The organism is Arthrobacter sp. PAMC 25486, from assembly GCF_000785535.1.
Taxonomy (GTDB): domain Bacteria; phylum Actinomycetota; class Actinomycetes; order Actinomycetales; family Micrococcaceae; genus Specibacter.
Genome location: NZ_CP007595.1, coordinates 2,160,505 through 2,179,018 on the forward strand (window position 1 = coordinate 2,160,505; position 18,514 = coordinate 2,179,018).

An 18,514-nucleotide genomic window follows, 5' to 3' on the forward strand; every position below is an offset into this window, starting at 1 on the left:
AAGCACGACGGCGGCCGACGCCTTCCGCGGGGAAGGTCACCAGCCGCCGCCGTCCTTAACAGAAATGAATTCGAGTACGCAGTTGTTGGACCAAAATGGCCAGAGTAAGCGCTTTCCAGGCGAACAACTGCGTACTCGATCCAAGGACGCGGGAATCGTTACTCCACGGTCACGGACTTGGCCAGGTTGCGCGGCTGATCCACGTCGTAACCCTTGGCTGTGGCCAGCTCAAGGGCGAAGATCTGCAGCGGCACGGTGGCCAGCAGCGGCGCCAGGAGCGTGCTGGTTTCGGGGATGTAGAAGACGTGCTCGGCGTGCTCCCGCACGGACTCGTCGCCTTCTTCTGCGATCACAATGGTCATAGCGCCGCGGGCACGGACCTCCTGAATATTGGAGACAACCTTGGCGTGCAGGGAGTCGCGCCCGCGGGGGGACGGCACCACCACAATGACCGGCTGGCCTTCTTCAATCAAGGCGATGGGACCGTGCTTGAGCTCGCCGGCAGCAAAGCCTTCGGCATGGATGTAAGCGAGCTCCTTGAGCTTGAGCGCACCTTCCATGGCCACAGGGTAACCCACGTGGCGACCCAAGAACAGGACGGTGCGGGTTTCGGACATGCTGCGCGCAAGGTCCCTGATCTGTCCCGAGTTGGCTATGACCGTGGCGATCTTGGCAGGGGTTTTCGCCAGTTCGGCCAGGATGTCCTTGATCTGGCCCTGGAACAGGTTGCCGCGCAGTTGTGCCAAATACAGCCCCAGCAGGTAGGTGGCGGTGATCTGTGCCAGGAACGCTTTGGTGGAGGCCACCGCAATTTCGGGGCCGGCATGCGTGTAGAGAACAGCGTCGGACTCGCGCGGGATGGTGGAGCCGTTGGTGTTGCAGATGGACACCGTCTTGGCGCCCTGTTCCCTGGCGTAACGAACGGCCATCAGGGTGTCCATGGTCTCGCCAGACTGGGAAATGGAGACGATCAGGGTCCGCTCGTCCACAATGGGGTCCCGGTACCTGAACTCGTGGGAGAGCTCCACTTCGGTGGGAATCCTGCACCAATGCTCAATGGCGTACTTGGCAACCTGGCCGGCATAGGCGGACGTGCCACAGGCCAGCACAATGATCTTGTTGATGGTCTTCAGGACCGCGGGGTCAATGCGCAGCTCATCGAGGGTCAGGTTGCCGGCGCCATCATTGCGCCCCAGCAGGGTCTGGGCAACGGCGTCGGGCTGGTCGTTGATTTCCTTTTCCATGAAGGAGGCGAAGCCGTCCTTCTTGGCTGCGGCAGCATCCCAGTCCACCAAATATTCACGACCTTCGGCGGGGACGCCGAAGAAGTCGGTGATTTCCACCTGGTCGGCGGTGATGGTGACAACCTGGTTCTGCCCCAGCTCCACCGCCCGGCGGGTGTAGTCAATGAACCCGGAGACATCCGAGCCCAGGAAGTTCTCCCCGTCACCCAGCCCAACGACCAGCGGGGAGTTGCGGCGGGCCGCCACCACCACGCCGGGTTCTTCGGCATGAGTTGCCACGAGCGTAAAGGCACCTTCCAGCTGTTGTGCCACCAGCTGCATGGCCTGGGCGAGACGGCCGCCGATTCCGGCATAGGCACCTTCCGAGGAGCCGGCACCGTCCTCGGGCAGCCCGCGGAAGACCTCAGCCAACAAGGTGGCGGCAACTTCGGTGTCGGTGGCGGAGAGGAAGGTGTGCCCGCTCGCCACCAGGTCCGCCTTGAGCGGTGAGTAGTTTTCAATGATGCCGTTGTGAATCACGGCGAGGGCACCGCCGTCAACAACGTGGGGGTGGGCGTTGGCGTCCGTGGGGCCACCGTGCGTGGCCCAGCGGGTGTGGCCGATGCCGGTCGAAGCAGCAGAAACGGGATTGCTGGACAATTCCTCCAGCAAGTTGACCAGCTTGCCGCTCTTCTTGCGCATCTCGATGCCGTTGGCTCCCACAACCGCAATGCCGGCGGAGTCGTAGCCGCGATATTCCAGGCGGCGCAATCCCTCCACCAAGACTTCGAGGGCGCGCTGGCCTGTTGACGAACTAGCATCCTGAGCCGGGGCGGTACCGGCGTATCCCACAATTCCACACATGAAAAACAATCATAAACCCCACAGAATATGGAGGACGTTCTACGTCCTTCCGTGGAAGACGGCCTAAGAAAGTGTCAGATAAGTCAGGGACCCCGCACGCCCTCGTTTCGCGCTGGATGCCAGACAGGGCAGAATTGGGGGTGTGACAACGCAAAAAACCGAGTCAGGCAGCGGCGTCAGCGCCTCCCCCTTCGTGGAACTGGACCGCCAAACATGGTCCCGGCTGGCCAATAAAATTGAACAACCTCTGAATGAAGATGACGTCCAGCGGCTCCGCGGCCTGGGTGATCAACTCAACATGCGTGAAATACACGACGTTTACCTGCCGCTCTCCCGGCTGCTGAACCTGTATGTCGCCGCCGCCGGCCACCTGCACAGCGCCACCACCACCTTTTTGGGCGAACGCGGCTCCCGCACACCGTTCGTCATTGGCGTCGCTGGTTCCGTTGCCGTGGGCAAGTCAACAACGGCCCGCGTGCTGCGGGAGATGCTGCGCCGCTGGCCCGACACCCCCAATGTGGAGCTTGTCACCACCGACGGTTTCCTGTACCCCAACGCCGAGCTGGAGCGCCGCGGTCTCATGGGCCGCAAGGGCTTCCCCGAGTCCTACGACCGGCGGGCGCTCCTGCGCTTCGTCAGCGCCGTCAAGAGCGGGGCCGAGGAAGTCCGTGCCCCCATGTACTCGCACCTAACGTACGACATCCTCCCGGACAAAGAAGTCGTTGTCCGCCGCCCGGATGTGCTCATTGTTGAGGGCCTTAACGTGCTGGCCGCTGCCCGCCCCCGCACCGATGGACGCTCCGGCCTTGCCGTCAGCGACTTCTTTGACTTTTCCATCTACGTGGACGCGAAAACCAGCAACATTGAGCAGTGGTACATCGAGCGGTTCCGTTCACTGCGCACGGGTGCCTTCGCGGATCCGGACTCCTACTTTCGCCGCTATGCGGACCTTTCCGACGTTGAGGCCACGGCCACGGCCTCCAAGATTTGGAAGAACATCAACGAGCCCAACCTGCTCCAGAATGTTTTACCCACCCGCGGCCGTGCGCAGCTGGTGCTGACCAAGGACGCCGACCACTCCATTCGCCGGATGCTGCTAAGGAAGGTCTAGTGCCTGTCGTCGGCTTCCACCAGGCCCGCCGGCCCCGCCAAACAAGGGCCGAACGCTTGCGACGGGACCTTTCCTGGCCACGCCCCGGAGGCATCCTGGTCTCACTGGCAGGTGCCGCCCTGGTCTTTTCCGGTGCCTTGGCCCTGGGCCCTTCCGGGGAGCAGCCTTCCCCTGCCGCCGCTTCCTCCCTGCCAAGCACGACGCCAAACACCTCCACTGCGTCCGTCCCACCCGCCGTCAGTCCCCCAGCAGGCACCTTCGAAACCCCAACCTCTCCGGCGACGACACCAACGGCACGGGCGACCCTTGCACCGTCGGGCAGTTCCCCCTCAGCCATCCCCGCACCGCTGCTGGTCGCCGGGGCGATCCCCGATTCCCCCATAGAAAAGCTCTTTGCAGCAGGCGGGGGCACTCCCACGGATCCTGCCCTGTTGGACATCAACAACCCTGCCAGCCCGCTGGTCCTGGTCAACAAGCACCGGCCCCTGGTGCCGGTAGACTACGCCCCGGCAGACCTGGTGCCCCCGGCGGTACCGTCCGGTTCGGCCGAACCCGTGCTGGTCCGGGCCGAGGCCGCAAGCGCTCTGGAGAGCATGTTTGCTGCTGCAACAACGGAAGGCGTCAGCATCAACGTCAAGAGCAGTTATCGCTCCTATGAGACCCAGGTCAGTGTTTACTACGGTTATGTCGCCGAGAAGGGTGTGGCAGCAGCGGACACCACCTCAGCCCGCCCCGGGTTCTCCGAGCATCAAACCGGACTGGCCGTTGACATCGGTGACGCCACTGCCGGGACACTCTGCGATTTCAACTCTTGTTTTGCAGACACCGCAGCAGCTCAGTGGGTGGCCCTGCATGGCGCCGACTACGGATTCGTCGTTCGGTACGTCCCTGGCGAGGAGGCCGTCACCGGATATCTTGCCGAACCCTGGCACCTGCGCTTCGTCGGCGAGGCCGCCGCCCAGGACATGGCAGTTCGAGGAATCCACAGCTACGAGGAATATCTAGGGCTGCCCGGAGCACCCGGCTACAAATAGCACTACAGAAATTTTCTTTGAAATCCCCCGGAACCGCCAAGAGTGCGGTATTTTAGGGGCATGTTAAAGGGATTCAGAGATTTCATCATGAAGGGCAACGTCGTAGACCTTGCCGTCGCAGTGGTTATCGGTGCTGCATTCGGGGCCGTCATCAACTCCCTGGTGGAAAACATCTTGATGCCACTTATCGCAGTTATCACCCACTCACCAAACTTCGACAGCTTTGCGCTCGTCACCATCGATGGTGTTGACATCAAGTTCGGCGTGTTCCTGACAGTCCTGGTCAACTTTATTCTCATTGCTGCAGCCGTCTACTTCGTGGTCGTAATGCCCATGAACAGGATCCTCGAACGCCGCAACGCCAAACTGGGCATCAACCCGGAAGAGGAAGAGGTCGACCCCCAGGTTGCCCTGCTGACCGAAATCCGCGACGCTCTCACCACCCGCCCAACAGGCGGACTACACTAACTCCCACCCATCAAAAAGGCGGCCACCCCAACCGGGGTGGCCGCCTTTTTGGATTATTGGGTGGCGCTAAAGCGAAAGTTCCGCCCTGACCACAGTCACCAGGTCATTGCAGATGCGTTCAGCCGTCTCAATGTCCCCTGCCTCAACCATGACGCGGACCAGCGCTTCCGTGCCTGAGGGGCGCAGGAGGACACGTCCGGTGTCACCAAGTTCCGCTTCCGCCTTGGCAACGGCCGCATTGATGGCGGGGACCGAAGAGGCACGGTTCTTGTCGACGTTCTTGACGTTGATCATGATCTGCGGAAGCTTGGTCATGACCTCGGCCAGTTCCTTCAGGGGTTTGCCAGTCTTGGCCACTTGGGCAGCAAGCTGCAGGCCTGTCAGCAGGCCGTCACCCGTGGTTGCGTACTTGGAGAAGATCACGTGCCCTGACTGCTCACCGCCAAGGGTGTAGTCGCCGCGGCGCATTTCCTCAAGGACGTAACGGTCGCCAACACCGGTTTCACGGATCGTGATGCCAGCGTTGCGCAAGGCAATTTTCAAGCCGAGGTTGCTCATCACCGTGGCCACGAGGACATCATCCTTGAGCTCTCCGGCCGCTTTTTGTGCCACCGCCAGCACAGCCATGATCTGGTCGCCATCAATGACGTTGCCCTCATGGTCCACGGCGAGGCAGCGGTCTGCGTCGCCGTCGTGGGCGATGCCGAGGTCGGCTCCGATGGACAACACCGTTTCCTGCAGCAGTTCAAGGTGGGTCGATCCCACGCCGTCGTTGATGTTCAGCCCGTCCGGCTCGGCACCGATCACGGTGACCTGCGCGCCGGCATCCGTGAAGACCTGGGGCGAACATCCGCTGGCGGCACCGTGGGCGCAGTCCAGGACGATCTTCAACCCGTCCAGGCGGTGCGGCAGGGTTCCCAGCAGGTGCAGGACGTAACGGTCCTCCGCATCGGAGAACCGTTGGATGCGTCCAACATCCACGCCTACCGGCCTGAAGGCAGCCCGCTCAAGCTGCGCCTCAATGGCGTCTTCCACATCGTCGGGCAGCTTGGTGCCGCCACGGGCGAAGAACTTGATCCCGTTGTCGGGGGCCGGGTTGTGTGAGGCGGAAATCATGACGCCGAAGTCGGCGCCGAGGTCCGCGATCAGGAAGGCGGCGGCGGGCGTCGGCAGCACGCCGGCGTCGTACACGTCCACGCCTGCGCTGGCGAGCCCCGCCTCGACGGCAGCACCAATGAACTCACCGCTCGCCCTGGGGTCGCGGGCAATAACGGCGCGGGGCCGTTTGCCTTCACTCATCTGATCGTGTCCGAGGACAACTGCAGCAGCTTGGGCCAACGACAACGCCAGCTCAGCCGTCAGCAGGCCATTGGCCAAACCACGGACACCGTCTGTTCCAAATAATCTTGACATCAAGTTCAGTCTAAATCATGAAGCCGGAAATATTGCCCAGTTGGCATCATGCCCTCGGCCACACCCCGCCACACCCCACCACACCCCCAGACGCTCCTGCAGATATGGGGCACTATATGGCAACGCTCCTGCAGATAAGGGGCCCTTTCGGACAACGCTTCTGCATTCGCGCGCATGGGGCTGTCACGAAGCGTGCGAGGAGCGTCCGGAAAACTCCCCATATCTGCAGGAGGGTTTCGAAAAACACCCCCATATCTGCAGGAGGGTTTATGGGGCGAAACCAAAAAATCCCCGGCCCGCAGAAGCGGACCGGGGATTTTCCAAGCGAAATATTAGCGCTTGGAGTACTGCGAAGCCTTACGGGCCTTCTTGAGACCAGCCTTCTTGCGCTCGATGACGCGGGCGTCACGAGTCAGGAAGCCTGCCTTCTTCAGGATCGCACGGTTGTTCTCGACATCGATCTCGTTCAAGGAACGAGCAACGCCCAGACGCAACGCACCGGCCTGGCCTGAAGGGCCACCACCGTGGATGCGGGCCCAAACATCGTAGGCACCATCCAAGTCGAGGATGCGGAACGGGTCGTTTACTTCCTGCTGGTGCAGCTTGTTCGGGAAGTAGTTGGACAGCTCGCGGCCGTTGACAACCCACTTGCCGGTGCCGGGTACGACGCGAACGCGGGCAATTGCCTGCTTGCGACGGCCAACTGCGGCGCCTGAGACGGTCAGTGCCGGGCGTTCCTTCTTGGGGGCTGCATCAGTTGCAGCCGAGCTTTCGCTGGTGTAGCTGGTCAAAACTTCTTCCTCGACCACGACGGCCTCGGTGTTCAGCTCTTCAGTGTTCTGAGCCACGATTCTCCTTGATTAATGATTTAGGTGGTGGCCAGGACTACTGGGCGACCTGGGTGATTTCAAACGTCTGGGGCTGCTGTGCACCGTGGGGGTGCTCGGAGCCACGGTAGACCTTCAGCTTGCTGATCTGGGAGTTGCCCAGCTTGGTCTTGGGGAGCATGCCAGCGATGGCCTTCTCCACTGCACGAACCGGGTTCTTCTCCAACAGTTCGGCATAGTTCATGCTGGACAGACCGCCCGGGTAACCCGAGTGGCGGTATGCGCGCTTCTGTTCGAGCTTGGCGCCGGTGAGGGCGACCTTCTCGGCGTTGATGATGATGACGAAATCGCCCATGTCCATATGGGGAGCGAAGGTCGGCTTGTGCTTTCCACGCAGCAGTGTTGCGGTCTGGCTGGCAAGACGGCCCAAGACAACGTCATTGGCATCGATGATGTGCCACTGACGGTTGATATCGCCGGGCTTCGGGGTATACGTACGCACGGTTTTTGCCTTCGTTTCTTGTTCTTAGGTGGTGTCACAGATGGTTGACACCTGCTATCTATGCGTTTACCGGAACAGAGGTGAGGGCTCCAACACCAGTCATCCTTACACTTCCCGATGACGCCCGCTCAGTGGTAGTCCTGCAACCGGACCTGTAGCGGGCGCGTGGTATCGAGATAGGACACGCACAACGACTATCAACGATACCTTTAATACTGCCACTGGGTCAAAGCGGGGTGCGTGGTGCGTCCGTTTTCATCAGCGAGCAGCTTCAGTCACCGCCCGCCGGGTCCGCGTCAGAACGGCACGTTCATGCATTGCCGTTTCGTGCGGATAGTGGACTTCCTCCAAAATAAGCGGGTGTGGCGCGGCCAAAACGGACTTTGCGTCCCGTATTCCCGCGACTAAGCGCTCATGCATCCATGCGACGCCTTCCTGCCCCTCCCCTATGCGCAAGGACGCACCGAGCAACGCCCGAACCATGTTGTGACAGAACGCGTCAGCCTGGACGTTGACATTAATCACACCGTCAGCGTCCTGCTCGAAGTCAAAACGTTGCAAGGTTCGCACGGTGGTGGAGCCGTCCCGTGGTTTCGCAAACGCCCGGAAATCCTGCAGTCCCAACAAGGGCGCCGCAGCCTGATTCATGCGGGCTACATCAAGGTCACGCTCGTGCCACAGCGTCAGCGCACGCTGCAGCGGATCCTTGCGGGTGGAGCCGTCGGCAATCCGGTAGCTGTAACGGCGCCATAGGGCCGAGAATCTCGCATCGAAGCCCAGAGGCGCCCGAGAGGCCGCAGTGATCTCAACGGTTCCGCGCAGCTCCCGCAGGACCATGCCCAGGGCTCCGTTGAGGCGGCGTCGGAGCGAATTCTCCGGCAACACATCGTGCCCCCGCCGCAGCCCGTCCCATTCCTCTGGCGTGACATCAAAATGCGCCACCTGCCCGCGGGCATGCACACCCGCATCAGTGCGGCCGGCGACTGTGAGCCTGATGGGCCGGCGCACGATCACTGCCAGCGCCTGCTCAATCACTCCCTGGACGGTGCGCTCGACTGGTTGGATGCCCCACCCACTGTAAGGCCCGCCGTCGTACGCTATGTCCAGGCGTGCCCGAATCAGGCCTTGATATTCGGGTGTCAGTTTGGGGTTGTGCATGGAATCGATTCTACCGGCCGCACACCCTGCAGACATGCAGAAGGACCCGCCACCCCTAAGGGCGACGGGTCCTTCTCAGTAAATTCCAAGCTTTCGCTTGGTCCTTACTTGGACTCTTCAGCAGCAGCTTCGTCAGCTACAACTTCGGTCTCGACAACTTCTTCGACCGGAGCTTCTTCAACCGGGGCAGCCTTGGCGGCAGCAGCGGTTGCTTCCTTCACAACGGCCTGCTTGGCGCTGACCGGTTCCAGAACGAGCTCGATGACAGCCATGGGAGCGTTGTCGCCCTTGCGGTTGCCGATCTTGGTGATGCGGGTGTAACCGCCTTCACGGTTCTCCACAGCCTTGGCGATGTCGGTGAACAGCTCATGGACAATGCCCTTGTCGCTGATCAGGCCGAGAACGCGGCGGCGTGAAGCCAAGTCGCCACGCTTTGCGAAAGTTACCAGTCGCTCTGCGTAGGGGCTCAGGCGCTTAGCCTTGGTCAAAGTGGTGGTGATCCGCTTGTGCTCAAAGAGCGAAGCAGAAAGGTTCGCGAGCATCAAACGCTCGTGAGCCGCTCCGCCTCCGAGGCGGGGACCCTTGGCGGGTGTAGGCATGGTGTTTCTCCTCAAGTGACAGCCGAACCATGGCGGACACTCCTCAGTGTCCGCCCGGTCGGCTCAAAATTGTTGTTCGAACTTAGAGTTCGTCGTCGCCAAATGCGTCGTCGTTCTCGTCAAGGGCTGCGGCACGGGCGGCCAGATCGAATCCTGGAGGGGAATCCTTCAGGGACAGACCAAGCTCAACCAGCTTTGCTTTTACCTCGTCAATGGACTTCGCACCAAAGTTGCGAATGTCCATCAGGTCAGCCTCGGAGCGAGCAACGAGTTCACCCACGGAGTGGATGCCCTCACGCTTGAGGCAGTTGTAGGAACGAACCGTCAGGTCCAGATCCTCGATCGGCAGGGCCATGTCTGCGGCAAGAGCGGCGTCCGTCGGGGACGGGCCAATCTCAATGCCTTCAGCCGCGGTGTTGAGCTCGCGGGCCAATCCGAACAGTTCAACCAGCGTGGTGCCGGCAGAGGCAATGGCATCCCGCGGGGAGATGGCCTGCTTGGTCTCTACATCGACAATCAGCTTGTCAAAGTCAGTGCGCTGTTCAACACGGGTTGCTTCCACACGGAAGGTCACCTTCAGAACGGGTGAGTAGATGGAGTCAACCGGGATGCGGCCGATCTCCTGATCTACGTTCTTGTTCTGAGCTGCTGAAACGTAGCCGCGGCCGCGCTCGATGGTCAGCTCGAGTTCGAACTTGCCCTTCGAGTTCAGTGTGGCAATGTGCATGTCAGGGTTGTGGAATTCCACTCCGGCCGGAGGAGCAATGTCAGCAGCCGTAACAACGCCGGGGCCCTGCTTGCGCAGGTAGGCGACGACGGGCTCGTCATGCTCCGAAGACACGGAGAGTCCCTTGATGTTCAGGATGATCTCAGTGACATCTTCCTTAACACCGGGAACCGTGGTGAACTCGTGCAGTACACCATCGAGGCGGATGCTGGTGACAGCAGCGCCAGGGATGGAGGACAACAGGGTCCGACGCAGGGAATTTCCCAGGGTGTAACCGAAGCCTGGCTCCAGCGGTTCGATAACAAACCGTGAGCGATTCTCGGAAACTACTTCTTCAGATAGGGTGGGGCGCTGTGCAATGAGCACTGGGTTTTCCTTTCAGCGAGCATCCGCTATATGACGCAACACAGGTAGTGGAAATGACGGCTGACGAGAGTTTGTGGCGGCGGAATTGGCCTCCACCTTGCGGTGAAGGCCAACTCTGCTGCGCTGAAGTCTCGTTAGACGCGACGGCGCTTGGGCGGACGGCAGCCGTTGTGGGCGCTGGGGGTGACATCCGAGATGGAGCCAACCTCAAGACCAGCAGCCTGCAGTGAACGGATCGCCGTTTCGCGGCCCGAGCCCGGACCCTTTACGAAAACGTCAACCTTGCGCAGTCCGTGCTCCTGTGCGCGCTTGGCAGCTGCTTCAGCAGCCATCTGTGCAGCGTACGGAGTCGACTTGCGCGAGCCCTTGAAGCCAACTTCACCGGCAGAAGCCCATGAAATGACTGCACCGTTCGGATCCGTGATGGAAACGATGGTGTTGTTAAAGGTGCTCTTGATGTGCGCCTGGCCCAGCGCAATATTCTTTTTATCCTTGCGACGCGGCTTACGAACCGCTCCACGAGTCTTTGGGGGCATTTTATTCTCCTACGAAAGTTTAATAAGGGGTCGGCATGGGCTAGGTCCCACGCTGGCCTGGATCCTGAAAAGCTGCATCAGCAGTTTTCCAAGCCGGCTAGCGGGTTCTACCTGCCGGCCTTCTTCTTGCCTGCGACGGTACGCTTCGGACCCTTGCGGGTGCGTGCGTTGGTCTTCGTGCGCTGGCCATGCACGGGCATGCCACGACGGTGGCGGATACCCTGGTAGCTGCCGATTTCTACCTTGCGGCGGATATCAGCTGCTACTTCGCGGCGAAGGTCACCCTCAACCTTGTAGTTACCCTCGATGTTGTCACGCAACTGAACGAGTTCAGCGTCAGAAAGGTCCTTAACGCGGACGTCCGGGGAGATTCCCGTGTCTGCCAAGACTTTCTTTGCACGGGTCTTGCCCACGCCGTAGATGTATGTAAGCGCTACTTCCAGCCGCTTTTCGCGGGGAAGGTCTACGCCAGCGAGACGTGCCATATTTGGCTGCTCCTTGTGTAAACCGGAGGTCGTAGGCAGTACACCCGCATATTTTGTGAATGCGGCCCTGGCCTCCGACCAGGGGTCCGTTGTCCGGTTGCGAACTTTCGTTCGCCTTCGTCTAACTTGTGCTGCCTTATTAATTTACTTGCGTGAGCATTCGCTCAGGGTTCCTTCAAAAGAAGGAATTTAGCCCTGGCGCTGCTTGTGGCGCGGGTTCTCGCAGATCACCATGACTCGACCGTTACGGCGAATCACCTTGCACTTATCGCAGATCTGCTTGACGCTCGGCTTGACCTTCATGGCATTCCTTTGCGTGATTGCAGTTGTGGTTATTTGTAGCGGTAGACGATACGACCACGGGTAAGGTCGTACGGGCTCAGCTCCACCACAACTCGGTCCTCAGGAAGGATACGAATGTAGTGCTGGCGCATTTTTCCTGAGATATGGGCAAGAACGATGTGCTTGTTCGTCAGCTCAACACGAAACATCGCGTTGGGCAGCGCTTCCGTCACAACGCCCTCGATCTCAATGACCCCGTCTTTCTTGGCCATATCCTCCGCTAACTTTGTTGCGCCGAGAGAGTCGATTCCTGTGGGAACCGCTGCTGCTTCGGCGTTCGATTTGCTACTGATTATTGCTTATCCGTTTGCACTCACCAGGGCTGGTTTGCAACCACTTCCCACTGAGTGCCCCGCAACAGAGCAGGCACAGACAACCAACAACCTACTCTAATGCAAATGGGCAAATATGTTAAATTGACCCCTGCGCCGTGCCAGCAGGGTACGGGGGCAGAAATCCTGCCGGCGTTGCGACGCCCTCCGCCTCGGCAACACCATCAAGAATCGCCAACCTCACGGCCTCGGCAGCAGCGCTTTGCAGTTCGATCAGCGCGGCTATGGGCACGACCGAGTGGGGCACGAGCACCTCTGCACAGGTGGCGAGCGCAAAGATGGTGTCCCCGTCAGCCAGCGTATGCACGGGGTTCAGCGCCCGCGCCATCCCGGCATGGGCAGCAGTGGCCGTGCGCTTGGCTTGCGCCACCGTGAGTGTGGCATTTGTTGCCACCACCACCAGTGTCGTGTTTAGCCCCTCCCCCACCATGGGCGATGGCGCACCGGGCTGCCACGGGACGCCAGCCGCGTTCACAACCGCGAGGGCGCCGACAACTATGTGGGCATTCTCACCCGTGAGCCGCACCGCTGCTGTGCCCAGTCCGCCCTTGAAGTTGCCGGCCCCAATCGCCGCCCCGGTCCCGGCGCCTACATTGCCACGTACGACGTCGGCCCCGTCAGTGGAGCCAGCGGCGTCAAGTGCCGCTTCGTACCCCATGTCCGGGGTGGGTCGGGCGGAAAAGTCGCCACCGCGGCCCAAGTCGAAGATGGCTGCGGCCGGCACGATCGGCACGACACCGCCGGGCACGGGGAAACCTCGGCCATTCTCCTCACACCAGCGCTGCACTCCCCCGGCTGCGGCGAGTCCGTACGCACTGCCGCCTGTCAAGGCAACGGCGTCCACCGTGGGGACCATGGTGGATGGATCCAAGGCATCTGTTTCGTGTGTTCCGGGGCCGCCGCCGCGGACATCGACCGAGCCGATGGTTCCCGGCGGGGGTATCACCACGCTGACGCCGGTCAACCAGCCGTCACTGCGTCGCTGGGCCTGCCCCACCCGGATGCCGGGGACCTCGGTGATGGCTCCGTAGCTGCTTGGCGTGGACTCTGTTCTACTGTTGCCTGACATCTGCTGAACTCCCTTGTTGCGCTGCTGTGTCTGGTCCCCATTGTCTCCCCAACCACCGACATTTGCCTCTCAATGCCATCCGCCATGGCCAGCACCTCCCAGGCATGAAGAACTGGCCCGCAGCTGAAGGTCGAAGAATCACGCCTTCACGTCGATTCTCGCCGTCTACTGCGGGCCAGTTGGGTTAAGGGCTAGAGGTAGCTTTTGACGTTCTCTTCATAGGACTTCGTGATCGAAGCCGCCGCTGTGGCGAAGGCCTCGGCCGGATCGCCCTGCTGCAGCATGATCTTCTCCAGTGCCGTGGTCAGGTCCTTGTCCCCGTTGGGAACAAACACCCGACCCCAGTCCTGGACGCGGGTCCCTGCGAGCTGGTCCACTGCCGTGCGGAACTGTGGCGTCTTGGCGTAGACGGCCTTCATCGTTGCGCCTTCGAGGGCGGAGGTGCGCACCGGCATGTACCCGGTGTTGGAGGAGAAATATGCAGTGTTCTCGGCGTTGGTCAGGAACTTCAGGAACATGCCCGCGGCAAGTTGTTGTTCCGGCGATATCCCGGCTGGGATGGCCAGGCCGGTGCCGCCAGTGGGGCAGGCCGGGCCTTGGGAGCCCTCGGGAAGGAAACCGGTGCCAACCTCAAACTTGGACGAGGCCAGGATGCCGCTGAGCGATCCCGTGGAGGAGATGGTGCACCCGGTGAGGCCGGCACCAAAGTCTGCCACCTGGTCGTTGGCGGTCACTGCCGCGGTTTTGTTGTCGTAAATGATCGTCTGCAGGTACTTCGCGGCTTCCAGGGCTTCGGGCGTGTCAAGGGTCATGGTCCAATCCTTGGAGTACGCACCACCTGCACCCCACAACATGTTGCAGAACCACCACGCGGTCCATGAGGTGCCTTTGCCCAGGCCCAACGGCATAACATCGGTTGCAGACTGGATCTTGGGCGCCCATTCATCAAATTCGGTCCAGGTCTTCGGGGCACGGTCGGGCAGCCCGGCCTTTTCCCACACCGCCTTGTTGTAGTAGAACAGCGGTGTGGATCGGGCGTAGGGCACAGCCCAGTGTGAATCCGCGAACTCATAGTCGTTGTAGAGCGTGGTGTTGAAGTCCTCGGTGCCGAAATCCAGGTGCTTGGCCAGCTGGTCCATTGGCAGGATCTGGCCGTTGATCATGTAGCGGAACCACCAGACGTCGCTGGCAATCACCAGGTCGGGAACGTTACTGGAGCCCGATGCCGCCTGGAACTTCTGGGCAACTTCGTCATAGTTGGCACCGGCGGTGACCAGGTTGACCTTGATGCCGCTCTCAGCTGTGAAGCGCTTGATGATCTCGGACTCAATGTCCTTGGAGGTGCCGGGGTGGTTGGACCACCAGGTGATCTCCTTGGCGGGAGTCACAGCCGCCCAGTCGGTGGCGGTGTCCGTTGCGGCCCCGCCGGCCTCGCCGACGGCGGGTCCCCCACAGGCTGCCAGGGCTCCGGCGCCGCCTACGAGGGCTACAAGTTGGAGCAGCTGGCGGCGGTTCATGTTTGCAAAGGGTGATGCGTTCATTCTGTCTGTTCTCCTTGAATGGTTTCCACCCTGGTCAGGGGGCAGTGTCTGGCTTGGTTCTCTGGGTGTGAAGTGTGGTGAAATGCGGCAGCCGGTTGCGGCGAACTTAGCCGGTCACTGCGCCCGACGTGAGCCCTGTGACGATGCGGCGCTGCAGCAGGAAGAAGACGATCAGCACGGGCACTGTGATGAGCACCGTGCCGGCCATGAGTACGCCCCAGTTGGTGACGCCGTCGTTGTTCTGCAGCAAGGTCAAGCCCACGGGGAGCGTCATCATTTCGGCCTTGTCCACCACCAGCAGGGGCCACAGGTATTCGTTCCATTCGGAGACGATGGACACCAGCGCCACCGCTGCGATGGTCGGGGCCGAGATCGGCACGACAAAGCGCCAGAGGCGGGTCCAATGGCTCGCACCGTCGAGCGCTGCTGCTTCCAGAACGGACATCGGCAGCGTCAGAAAGTGCTGGCGGAACAGGAAGGTGCCAAAGGCGCTGGCCAGTCCCGGCAGGATCAGGCCCTGGTAGGTGTTGATCCAGCCCAGGTCGGAGATCAACGTGTAGTTGGGGATGATGACAATCTGCTGCGGCACCAGAAGCGCGAAGACCACGAGGCCGAAAACAAACTTCTTAAAGGGAAACTCCAGGAACACCACGGCGTAGGCGGTGGTTAGACCCAGCGCAATCTTCAGCGTGGCACCGACCACTGTGGTGATCATCGAGTTGATGAAGAAGTTGCCGAAAGGCACGGCGGCGAGTGCGCCAACATAGTTGGACAGGTCGAAGGACTCCGGCAGCCACTGGATTGGCACGGTGTAGATCTCATCGCGCTCTTTGAAACTGGCAAGCAGCATCCAGACAAGCGGCAGGACCATCACGGCCACGGCCAGCAGCATCATGAGATAGCCACCGATCCGGGGTTTGCGCCCCTTTGGCGCTTGCGTTATTGCTGGTCCGGCTTCCCCGGCATCGGGCCAGGGGGGCATTTCCTGGAGCTTTGCTGAGCTCTTCCTTCTCACATCAAGGCTCATTAGTAGTGGACCTTCTTTTGGATAAACAGCATTTGCACCGCGGTGATCACCAGCAGGACGAAGAACAGGATCGTGGCGATTGCCGAGGAATAGCCGGCCCGCCCCGTGGCGAATCCTTCCTGGTAGATCTGGTACATCATGGTGGTGGTGCCTTCCAAGGGGCCGCCCTTGGTCATGGCCTGAATGATGTCAAAGGACTGTAGCGAACTGAGCAGCGTGGTGACGGATAAGAAGAATGTGGTGGGCCCCAGCAGCGGCAGGACCACGTTGCGGAAACTCGCGAAGGCGCCGGCACCATCCAGCGTTGCGGCTTCCATCAGGTCCTTCGGCACAGCCTGCAGGGCGGCCAGATAGATCAACGCCACGTACCCCACGTTTTTCCATAAGTACACGGTGATGAGCATGGGTAGCGCCCATGCGGGGTCGTTATACCAGTCCGGTGAGCCCACCCCGATGCCCTTCAAAATTGCCCCGAGCACCCCAAAGTTGGGGTCGAAGACAAAGAGCCACAGAAGTCCGACGGCGACTCCGGATAAGACATATGGTGCGACAACTACCGTGCGGGCCAGGCCGGTGCCGCGAAGCTTTCGGTTCAGCAGGAGCGCCAGCGAGAGTCCCAGCACCATGCCGCCCACCACAGTGGCAAGGGTGAAGATGACCGTCACCCGCACCACGTTGGCAGTTGAGGGGTCAGTGAACCAGCTGGCGTAGTTGTCCAGACCCACAAATCGTGCGGTGGCGGAACCAATATTCCACTGCAGCAGCGAATACTGCAGGGACTGCAGGAGCGGCTTGTAGGTGAAGATGATCAGCAGGGCCACATTGGGTCCGGCAAAGAGCAGGAACAGCAACCATGATTTCCATGGTGTGCGGCGTTTGCGCTGCACTACCGGATTCTGGTCCCGGTCTCGCAGCAGGGCTTGCCGGACGGTACCGGCGGTTGTTGCTAGTTGTGACATGAGGCTAGCTGCCCACTATGGCAGCAGTTGCAGGGATCCCATGGACAGCGAGTCGTAGCCCCTGCAGCAGTTCGGGATCGTCGGTGCAGATTCCGTCGGCGCCCATGTCAAGCAAGCTCTGTGCCCTGATCGGGTCGTTGATGGTCCAGACCCAAGCCTGCAGACCGGCAGCGTGGATACGCTCAATGTCTTCCCGGTCCAGTCCGGCTTCCCAGATGGATACACCCTCGCCACCGTTGTTGAGCGCAAATTCAATGGCTGCTGCGAGATCCCGGCCTGCAAACTCATCCTTGCCTACGCCTTCGGGAAGCAGCGGCTGCATCTTCTCAAAGTTCCCCACACACAGCGGGTAGATCTTGGCGCCGGGTGCCTGGTGGCGAATTTCGGTCAGGGCGTCCCAATCTGCCGATGATGCAAACCAGTCGAGGTTCCGCACTCCGGCGATGACCTCGGCAACCGGGCCGGCGGAGTTTGAGTCTTTGAGCTCGATGTTGACGCGCAGCTTTCCGGCGGCAAGGTTCAGCACCTGGGCAAGGGTGGGAACGAACTGGCCGGCACCGGCGTCGAGCAGTCCCAGTTGATGGGCAGTGAACTCGGTAATGTGCCCGGTTCCGTTGGTGGTTCGGTCTGCGGTGTCGTCATGGATCACCACGGGAACGTTGTCCGCTGACAGCTGTACATCCAGTTCAATCCCGGCAACGCCCAGTTCAATGGCACGGGCAAAAGCGGCCAGTGTATTCTCCGGGAGATGTGCTGAAACGCCTCTGTGGGCATAGATGGGCATGGCCTGGCACTCCTCAATATTGTGGTCAGAGGGGCAGACTGCGCTCAGTCGGCGGGCGCCCCTACGGCTTCATTTGCAAAGCTACAGAGGGCAGTACGTGATCGGGTGGCGCCAAGATGGACAGCAGGAAAACGCTCACTAAAGACTTGCTTCCCACCATGGGATTCACGTCACAGGCCAATCATGCTATTAAACAACTGGCCCGCAGAAGCCGGTGAAAAATCAACGTTGTGGGTCGATTTTCGCCGTCTTCTGCGGGGCAGATTGAGGAGGTGGGCAGGGAAGTGGGGACTAGTCCAGCGGGACCGGGGTGACGCCCCACGGCGCGAGACGCTCCGCACCGCCGTCGTCTGCTGTGAGAACCCAGATGCCCTTGCTGTGGACCGCAACGGAGTGTTCCCAGTGGGCGGCGCGGGACTTGTCGGTGGTGACAACAGTCCAATCGTCCTCGAGTGTGACCGTCTCGAGGCCGCCGCGGACCAGCATGGGCTCCAGCGCCAGGCACATGCCGGGCTTGAGCTTGGGGCCGCGGTGCTTGGAGGCATAGTTCAGTACGTCCGGGGGCATGTGCATGGCGGATCCAATGCCGTGGCCCACGTAGTCTTCCAGGATCGCGAGTTCCGGCCCGGGCTGGGAGGTGACGTAGTCATCGATGGCGTCGCCGATGTCGCCGACGTATTTGGCGGACGCCATGGCGGCAATGCCGCGCCACATGCTCTCTTCGGTGATGTCGGAGAGGCGGCGGTCGGCGGGGTCCTCGGCGGCGGGGCCGCCCACGATGACGCTGCGGGCGGAGTCGGAGTGCCAGCCTTCGACGATGGCGCCGCCGTCGATGGAGAGCAGGTCGCCAGCCTCCAACACGCGGGCCCCGGGAATGCCGTGAACGACTTCCTCATTGACCGAGGTGCAGATGGTTGCCGGGAAGTCGTAGTAGCCGAGGAAGTTGGAGGTGGCTCCGGCTTTCTTCAGCTCGGCTGCGAAGATGGCGTCGAGCTCGCCCGTGGTCACACCCGGGGACACAGCAGCAATGGTGGTTTTCAGGGCGGCGTCAAGGATGAGTCCGCTGCGGCGCATGATGCGCATTTGGTCGATGGTCTTGTATTCAATTTTTTGTTGGCCGAATGCCATGAAAGAACCCTTTCGCTAC

At 61.1% G+C, this 18,514-nt stretch carries 20 protein-coding genes; 3 read left to right on the plus strand and 17 right to left on the minus strand.

Going from position 1 to position 18,514, the window contains the following annotated elements:
- Nucleotides 1-158: 158 nt before the first annotated feature.
- On the minus strand, nucleotides 159-2,087 hold the full coding sequence (gene glmS, locus art_RS09885; RefSeq protein WP_038469583.1) for a glutamine--fructose-6-phosphate transaminase (isomerizing): 1,929 nt from the start codon (nucleotides 2,085-2,087) through the stop codon (nucleotides 159-161).
- Between the two features lie 142 nt (nucleotides 2,088-2,229).
- Here glmS and coaA point away from each other — a divergent pair, with 142 nt between their 5' ends.
- Genes coaA through mscL form a run of 3 tightly spaced genes read left to right on the plus strand, consistent with a single transcriptional unit; the run spans nucleotide 2,230 to nucleotide 4,700 of the window.
- Nucleotides 2,230-3,198, plus strand: a complete 969-nt coding sequence (coaA, locus tag art_RS09890) for a type I pantothenate kinase (protein WP_038464635.1) — start codon at nucleotides 2,230-2,232, stop codon at nucleotides 3,196-3,198.
- Nucleotides 3,198-4,232 carry a D-alanyl-D-alanine carboxypeptidase family protein gene (locus tag art_RS09895; RefSeq protein ID WP_052136214.1) on the plus strand — a complete coding sequence of 345 codons (1,035 nt, stop codon included), beginning with the start codon at nucleotides 3,198-3,200 and terminating at the stop codon, nucleotides 4,230-4,232. The genes coaA and art_RS09895 overlap by 1 nt, the downstream gene beginning before the upstream one ends.
- A gap of 60 nt (nucleotides 4,233-4,292) precedes the next feature.
- Complete coding sequence (mscL, locus tag art_RS09900) at nucleotides 4,293-4,700, plus strand: large conductance mechanosensitive channel protein MscL (RefSeq protein ID WP_038464636.1); 408 nt, start codon at nucleotides 4,293-4,295, stop codon at nucleotides 4,698-4,700.
- Between the two features lie 66 nt (nucleotides 4,701-4,766).
- Here mscL and glmM read toward each other — a convergent pair whose 3' ends face one another.
- The 16 genes from glmM to map form a co-directional block, all read right to left on the minus strand.
- A complete protein-coding gene (gene glmM / locus art_RS09905) occupies nucleotides 4,767-6,113 on the minus strand; it encodes a phosphoglucosamine mutase (protein ID WP_038464638.1) in 1,347 nt (448 codons plus the stop codon).
- A 332-nt stretch (nucleotides 6,114-6,445) separates the two neighbouring features.
- Nucleotides 6,446-6,961: a 30S ribosomal protein S9 gene (gene rpsI / locus art_RS09910; RefSeq protein WP_038464640.1), complete on the minus strand. Its 516-nt coding sequence runs from the start codon at nucleotides 6,959-6,961 to the stop codon at nucleotides 6,446-6,448.
- Nucleotides 6,962-6,998: 37 nt separating this feature from the next.
- Nucleotides 6,999-7,442 carry a 50S ribosomal protein L13 gene (rplM, locus tag art_RS09915; RefSeq protein ID WP_038464643.1) on the minus strand — a complete coding sequence of 148 codons (444 nt, stop codon included), beginning with the start codon at nucleotides 7,440-7,442 and terminating at the stop codon, nucleotides 6,999-7,001.
- 258 nt (nucleotides 7,443-7,700) lie between these two features.
- Complete coding sequence (locus art_RS09920) at nucleotides 7,701-8,600, minus strand: tRNA pseudouridine(38-40) synthase TruA (protein ID WP_038464645.1); 900 nt, start codon at nucleotides 8,598-8,600, stop codon at nucleotides 7,701-7,703.
- A gap of 104 nt (nucleotides 8,601-8,704) precedes the next feature.
- A complete protein-coding gene (gene rplQ, locus art_RS09925) occupies nucleotides 8,705-9,199 on the minus strand; it encodes a 50S ribosomal protein L17 (RefSeq protein ID WP_038469589.1) in 495 nt (164 codons plus the stop codon).
- Nucleotides 9,200-9,281: 82 nt separating this feature from the next.
- The gene (locus art_RS09930; protein WP_038464647.1) at nucleotides 9,282-10,292 is read right to left on the minus strand and encodes a DNA-directed RNA polymerase subunit alpha; all 1,011 of its coding nucleotides are present in this window, start codon (nucleotides 10,290-10,292) and stop codon (nucleotides 9,282-9,284) included.
- Nucleotides 10,293-10,426: 134 nt separating this feature from the next.
- Complete coding sequence (gene rpsK, locus art_RS09935; RefSeq protein WP_038464649.1) at nucleotides 10,427-10,828, minus strand: 30S ribosomal protein S11; 402 nt, start codon at nucleotides 10,826-10,828, stop codon at nucleotides 10,427-10,429.
- Nucleotides 10,829-10,935: 107 nt separating this feature from the next.
- Nucleotides 10,936-11,313 carry a 30S ribosomal protein S13 gene (gene rpsM / locus art_RS09940; RefSeq protein WP_038464651.1) on the minus strand — a complete coding sequence of 126 codons (378 nt, stop codon included), beginning with the start codon at nucleotides 11,311-11,313 and terminating at the stop codon, nucleotides 10,936-10,938.
- 189 nt (nucleotides 11,314-11,502) lie between these two features.
- Complete coding sequence (rpmJ, locus tag art_RS09945; RefSeq protein ID WP_011775570.1) at nucleotides 11,503-11,616, minus strand: 50S ribosomal protein L36; 114 nt, start codon at nucleotides 11,614-11,616, stop codon at nucleotides 11,503-11,505.
- 29 nt (nucleotides 11,617-11,645) lie between these two features.
- Complete coding sequence (gene infA, locus art_RS09950; RefSeq protein ID WP_009358723.1) at nucleotides 11,646-11,867, minus strand: translation initiation factor IF-1; 222 nt, start codon at nucleotides 11,865-11,867, stop codon at nucleotides 11,646-11,648.
- Nucleotides 11,868-12,066: 199 nt separating this feature from the next.
- Nucleotides 12,067-13,056: a P1 family peptidase gene (locus art_RS09955; protein WP_052136216.1), complete on the minus strand. Its 990-nt coding sequence runs from the start codon at nucleotides 13,054-13,056 to the stop codon at nucleotides 12,067-12,069.
- 191 nt (nucleotides 13,057-13,247) lie between these two features.
- Nucleotides 13,248-14,597: an ABC transporter substrate-binding protein gene (locus art_RS09960; RefSeq protein WP_038464655.1), complete on the minus strand. Its 1,350-nt coding sequence runs from the start codon at nucleotides 14,595-14,597 to the stop codon at nucleotides 13,248-13,250.
- Nucleotides 14,598-14,703: 106 nt separating this feature from the next.
- Nucleotides 14,704-15,579: a carbohydrate ABC transporter permease gene (locus tag art_RS09965; RefSeq protein ID WP_052136218.1), complete on the minus strand. Its 876-nt coding sequence runs from the start codon at nucleotides 15,577-15,579 to the stop codon at nucleotides 14,704-14,706.
- Between the two features lie 44 nt (nucleotides 15,580-15,623).
- A complete protein-coding gene (locus tag art_RS09970) occupies nucleotides 15,624-16,583 on the minus strand; it encodes a carbohydrate ABC transporter permease (protein WP_082000229.1) in 960 nt (319 codons plus the stop codon).
- 4 nt (nucleotides 16,584-16,587) lie between these two features.
- A complete protein-coding gene (locus art_RS20995) occupies nucleotides 16,588-17,367 on the minus strand; it encodes a glycerophosphodiester phosphodiesterase family protein (RefSeq protein WP_052136220.1) in 780 nt (259 codons plus the stop codon).
- Nucleotides 17,368-17,658: 291 nt separating this feature from the next.
- The gene (map, locus tag art_RS09980; RefSeq protein ID WP_038464657.1) at nucleotides 17,659-18,495 is read right to left on the minus strand and encodes a type I methionyl aminopeptidase; all 837 of its coding nucleotides are present in this window, start codon (nucleotides 18,493-18,495) and stop codon (nucleotides 17,659-17,661) included.
- Between the last annotated feature and the right edge of the window lie 19 nt (nucleotides 18,496-18,514).

Coding starts and splice junctions, on each gene's coding strand:
- art_RS09955 (WP_052136216.1), bottom strand. CDS start 13,056: ATGTCAGGCAACAGTAGAACAGAGTCCACGCCAAGCAGCTACGGAGCC.
- glmM (WP_038464638.1), bottom strand. CDS start 6,113: ATGTCAAGATTATTTGGAACAGACGGTGTCCGTGGTTTGGCCAATGGC.
- rpsK (WP_038464649.1), bottom strand. CDS start 10,828: ATGCCCCCAAAGACTCGTGGAGCGGTTCGTAAGCCGCGTCGCAAGGAT.
- art_RS09960 (WP_038464655.1), bottom strand. CDS start 14,597: ATGAACGCATCACCCTTTGCAAACATGAACCGCCGCCAGCTGCTCCAA.
- map (WP_038464657.1), bottom strand. CDS start 18,495: ATGGCATTCGGCCAACAAAAAATTGAATACAAGACCATCGACCAAATG.
- rpsM (WP_038464651.1), bottom strand. CDS start 11,313: ATGGCACGTCTCGCTGGCGTAGACCTTCCCCGCGAAAAGCGGCTGGAA.
- mscL (WP_038464636.1), top strand. CDS start 4,293: ATGTTAAAGGGATTCAGAGATTTCATCATGAAGGGCAACGTCGTAGAC.
- glmS (WP_038469583.1), bottom strand. CDS start 2,087: ATGTGTGGAATTGTGGGATACGCCGGTACCGCCCCGGCTCAGGATGCT.
- rpmJ (WP_011775570.1), bottom strand. CDS start 11,616: ATGAAGGTCAAGCCGAGCGTCAAGCAGATCTGCGATAAGTGCAAGGTG.
- infA (WP_009358723.1), bottom strand. CDS start 11,867: ATGGCCAAGAAAGACGGGGTCATTGAGATCGAGGGCGTTGTGACGGAA.
- art_RS09920 (WP_038464645.1), bottom strand. CDS start 8,600: ATGCACAACCCCAAACTGACACCCGAATATCAAGGCCTGATTCGGGCA.
- rplQ (WP_038469589.1), bottom strand. CDS start 9,199: ATGCCTACACCCGCCAAGGGTCCCCGCCTCGGAGGCGGAGCGGCTCAC.
- art_RS09965 (WP_052136218.1), bottom strand. CDS start 15,579: ATGCCCCCCTGGCCCGATGCCGGGGAAGCCGGACCAGCAATAACGCAA.
- art_RS20995 (WP_052136220.1), bottom strand. CDS start 17,367: ATGCCCATCTATGCCCACAGAGGCGTTTCAGCACATCTCCCGGAGAAT.
- art_RS09970 (WP_082000229.1), bottom strand. CDS start 16,583: ATGTCACAACTAGCAACAACCGCCGGTACCGTCCGGCAAGCCCTGCTG.